Annotated in this window: 1 protein-coding gene and 1 pseudogene; one reads left to right on the top strand and one right to left on the bottom strand. The window is 37.2% G+C overall.

The genetic code is table 11. From position 1 onward, the window contains the following. Positions 1-2,456 (bottom strand): annotated as a pseudogene (sspB, locus tag M1F63_RS10055) (cell wall-anchored adhesin SspB); the annotation flags it as partial. A 294-nt stretch (positions 2,457-2,750) separates the two neighbouring features. Here sspB and M1F63_RS10050 point away from each other — a divergent pair. Further along, entirely contained in the window at positions 2,751-3,779 is a 1,029-nt protein-coding gene (locus M1F63_RS10050) for an ISL3 family transposase (RefSeq protein ID WP_070837076.1), read from the top strand. The last annotated feature ends 140 nt before the right edge of the window (positions 3,780-3,919 follow it).

Raw genomic sequence — 3,919 nt, 5'->3', positions numbered from 1 at the left:
GCTGGTTCCAATGGTTTCTCTGTCTCATATGTTGGCTCTTCTGGTTTTGATGGCTCCGGTTGATCTGGAGTTTTTACTGGTGGAGTTGGCTCATTTTCGTAGTTTGGTGCTACTGGAGCTGGTTCCAATGGTTTCTCTGTCTCATACATTGGTTGAGTTGGAGCTGTTGGTGCAACAGGTTTCGTCGGAACCCCAATTGCATTAATGTTTGAATTGAAAGCAAACCAAATATTTCCACTTTTAGAAGAAGCCATATTAAAGCTAATCTCCGATTGAGTTATTTCACCGACAATAGCTCCGTACCAATTATTTGGACTAGAGGTTGTATCCCATTCCGATGTATTCCAACGAGCGCCTAGCGATTTTTCTGCATTTGATGAATCTGCATAAGCAGAGTTATTTTCATGAATCTTGATAGATGAACCAGAAATTGGAATATATCGACCGTTAAAGTTTCTAACACTTTCAATTGCATCTTTATCAATTGCCCCACTACCGTTACCTCTATTTAGAGATGAAAAATTAACTAATCCTCCTGTGAGATTCATAAGTTGACCTTCTTCATCATAAAACTTGACTTTTACATTAATGTTTGTAGAAGTAAAATAATCATTATACCATGCTGTCACAGTTGGATCACTCGAGGCAAACATAGTCATTTTGGTTCCATCGTTAAAACCTGTTTCTTTTAATGTGTAAGTGTAAACTACTTTTGAAATTTTCTTACCATTAAAACTTGAATTTTTTAGACCAGTATAGGTAACATCGACTGGTTTATCCTTTTCTAATACAAGCTTTGCATAAGTGTTATTCGAATTGATTGCATTGAAATATGAATATGCTGTAGATTTTTTCCTATCAGGATTTGTTGGCGAAATCCCCCATGATTTTACCAAAGCATCCAATTCCTGCTGCCCATATTGATGTACAGATGAATCAATTGTTCGTATTGCATTTGGTTCTGATTTAAAGTTCAACGATTGTGATCTTGGTTCTGAAAGATAACCATCTTGTTTCTTTTTACTCTCCGCTTCTGCGAGTGCTGCAGTATAAGCTGCGAACTCTTTCTTATATTTGGCAAGATCTGCTTCATATTTAGCAACTTTAACTTCGTATTCAGCTTTTGCGGCGGCATTGCGTTGCTTGATTTCGTCATTTTCAGCTTGGAGCGCTGCATTTTTTGCCTTGTTGTCTTCAACTGCCTTCTCGTAAGTTGCTTTTGCATCGGCATTAGCTTTTTGAACGCGAGCTAATTCCGTCTGGTATTCGGCTAGCTTAGCTTGGTAGTCTGCTTCATTGGTAGCATTTGCTCGCTTAACTGCCGCCAAATCTGCTTCGTATTTCTTCACCGCTGCGTCATAAGTCGATTTTGCAGTGGCGTTACGTTGCTTAATCGCTTCATTTTCAGCTTGAATGGCTGTATTTTTAGCTGTGTTTTCTTCAACAGCTTTTTCATAGGCTGCTTTAGCTTCCGCATTAGCTTTTTGTACTCGAGCTAATTCTGTCTGGTAAGCTGCTAATTTTGCTTGATAATCAGCATCATTATCTTCCTTGGCTTTCTTAATAGCTGCAAGGTCTGCTTCATACTGCTTCATCGCCGCTTCATAAGTTGCTTTTGCAGTTTCATTACGCTGTTTAATCGCTTCATTTTCAGCTTTAAGCGCTTCGTTTTTAGCTGTGTTTTCTTTTACTGCTTTATCATAAGCCTCTTTAGCTTCCGCATTAGCTTTTTGTACTCGAGCTAATTCTGTCTGGTAAGCTGAAAGTTTATTTTGATAATCCTGTTGGCTATCTTCATTTGCTTTTTTGACAGTTGCTAAATCTTTTTGATATTGTGCTAGCTTAGCTTCATATTCTGCTTTAGCTGTTGCATTGGCAGTGTTGATTTTCTCAACTTCTTCTTGATGACTTTTTAGATCTTTTTGATACTTGTCATCCGCTGCTTTGTTTTCAGCATTGACTTTATCTGTTTCAGCCTGATGAGCTGCGACTTCTTTTTTATATGCTTCAGTTGTTGTCTTTACTTCTTCAGCCTGTTTAGCATAGTCGCTTTTAATCTCATCTTGTTTTTGAGCATTCTCTGTAGCAGTTGTGGCTGTTCCTTTGTCTTTTGTTTCATCTTGAACTACCTTAACTCCTGCAGATTTTGCATCGGCAACTGTTTTATCCAAATCAGCTGATGATACTTCTACTGGCAAAGCTGAGTCTTTGGAACCAGCCTTAGCTTGGCTTTCTTTGGCAACTTGGCTCATTTCACCCTGAGCTTCAGGTAGATTTGTGGCTGGGTTCCCTGTAGTAGCTACCTCAACCGTACTTGTACTAGTTGTCTCTGTAACTTCATCAGCAAATACTGCTTTGTCTGCAAAAGCAATCAAAGCAGTTCCTAAAACAGCACCACACAAAGTTTTCGCAACTTTGCTTTTACGAAATCCATAGACTTCTTTTTTATTTTTCATTATAAGTCATTTCCTTATCTAAATTTAGTCGTTACTTCTTATATTAACACTTTACAAGGCAAGATACAAATATTTACTCTTTTTTCTTTTTATTTATAGAAAAATTTCACCTATTTATAAATTAAAAAGAAGATGGTCACACCATCTTCTTTTAGTTAAACTATTTATTTTGGCTCTATAATATTTGTAGTGGGTAAATCCCCTATAGATATTATGGAGCCTATTTTGTTGTAGAAAAAAAGTCTCATATGACCTATAATGAAAAGCAACCAAACCATCATTAGAAAGAGCCATATGGAACAATTACATTTTATCACAAAACTACTCGATATCAAAGACCCTAATATCCAAATTATAGACATCATCAGTAAGGATACCCACAAGGAAATCATCGCTAAAATGTATTATGATGCTCCACTTTGTCCTGATTGCGGAAGCCAAATGAAGAAATATGACTTTCAAAAACCTTCTAAAATCCCTTACCTTGAAACGACTGGTATGCCTACTAGAATTCTCCTTAAAAAACGCCGTTTTAAGTGCTATCAGTGCTCTAAAATGATGGTCTCTGAGACTCCTATAGTCAAGAAAAATCACCAAATCCCTCGTATCATCAACCAAAAGATTGCCCAGAAGCTAATTGAAAAGACTTCTATGACTGGCATTGCCCATCAGCTGTCTATTTCAACTTCAACTGTCATTCGCAAACTCAATGACTTCCGTTTTAAGCATGATTTTTCTCGTCTGCCTGAGATTATGTCCTGGGACGAGTATACCTTCACTAAGGGAAAGATGAGTTTTATTGCGCAAGATTTTGAAAAGCTCAATATCATCACTGTTCTTGAGGGCAGAACACAAGCTATCAAGCGCTACTGGAAACTCATTCAACAGGATAGTCGTAAACTCAGTGATAAGCGTTTTTATCGCCCTACTTTTCGTATGCACTTAACCAATAAAGAAATCCTAGACAAGCTTTTGAGCTATTCAGAAGACTTGAAACACCACTATCATCTCCATCAACTCTTGCTTTTTCACTTTCAGAATAAGGAACCAGAGAAATTTTTCGGACTCTTTGAAAACAATATAAAGAAGGTTCATTCTCTTTTTCAGACTGTCTTTAAAACATTTCTAAAGGACAAAGGGAAAATCGTCAATGTCCTTCAGTTATCCTATTCCAACGCAAAATTGGAAGCGACTAATAATCTCATCAAACTTATCAAACGCAATGCCTTTGGTTTTCGGAACTTTGAAAACTTCAAGAAGCGAATTTTCGTCGCTCTGAATATCAAAAAAGAAAGGACGAAATTTGTCCTTTCTCGAGCTTAGCTTTTCTTCAACCCACTACAGTTGACAACGAGCCAAAAAAGAGGAAACAGAGTTCCTCTTTTCTATTTAACTTTTAGAGCTTACTTGCTTTCATCTTCTTTCCGTTTCAACTGACCAAGTCCTAAAACTCCTACTAAAGC

It is taken from the genome of Streptococcus oralis (assembly GCF_023109155.1).
In the GTDB taxonomy this organism is placed as follows: domain Bacteria; phylum Bacillota; class Bacilli; order Lactobacillales; family Streptococcaceae; genus Streptococcus; species Streptococcus oralis_BZ.
Note: the sequence above shows the minus strand (reverse complement) of the source record. Positions and strands in the feature narration are given on the sequence as shown.

Coding starts and splice junctions, on each gene's coding strand:
- M1F63_RS10050 (WP_070837076.1), top strand. CDS start 2,751: ATGGAACAATTACATTTTATCACAAAACTACTCGATATCAAAGACCCT.